We start from the raw sequence: 592 nt of genomic DNA, 5'->3' as shown, positions 1-592 counted from the left end.
CGAGTTCACTCGGATTTATCACGGTTCAGTTGCACAGCAGAATGATGTAACACCGATCGATGAGCGAGGATTTAGAAATCTACAGGCATTAGATGGCGAGTTCTATGTTGTGATTCGCTCTGGTGTTATGGGGTGGGATGATATTATTTTATATGCAGTGATGGCTATCACTGCCGCATTCAGCATCTACACATACATGACGATGCCGAAGCCGCAGAATCAGTCGCCACAATCACCCAATAACGACCTTGCTTCACGACAAAACCAAATCCGCTTAAATGGGCGTATACCCGATATTTACGGCACTTTACTTTCATATCCTGATTTAATTTCTGTGACTTATACGTTTTATAATGAAAAAGGTGTGGAAGTAGAGCGCTCATTATTATGCATAGGTCGTGGCTATTATCAGATCCATAACATGAAAGATGCGGAAACTGAAGTGAGTGATATACCAGGTACTTCAATTTCTGTTTATGACCCTTTTACCGATATTACAGGTACACCAATTTACAAGAATGGACGGACTTTTACTGACACACCAATGGCTGTAGCAATTTCCGATTCAATCACAGGACAAGTGTTGGATGCG

The 592-nt window shown here is 41.7% G+C and carries 1 pseudogene; it reads left to right on the top strand.

Going from position 1 to position 592, the window contains the following annotated elements:
* A pseudogene (locus tag C9E89_RS23640) lies at nt 1-592 on the top strand (host specificity factor TipJ family phage tail protein); the annotation flags it as partial.

This window comes from Acinetobacter sichuanensis, assembly GCF_003024515.2.
In the GTDB taxonomy this organism is placed as follows: domain Bacteria; phylum Pseudomonadota; class Gammaproteobacteria; order Pseudomonadales; family Moraxellaceae; genus Acinetobacter; species Acinetobacter sichuanensis.
The sequence above is the reverse complement of the archived record's forward strand: the minus strand, read 5'-3'. Positions and strand labels throughout refer to the sequence as shown.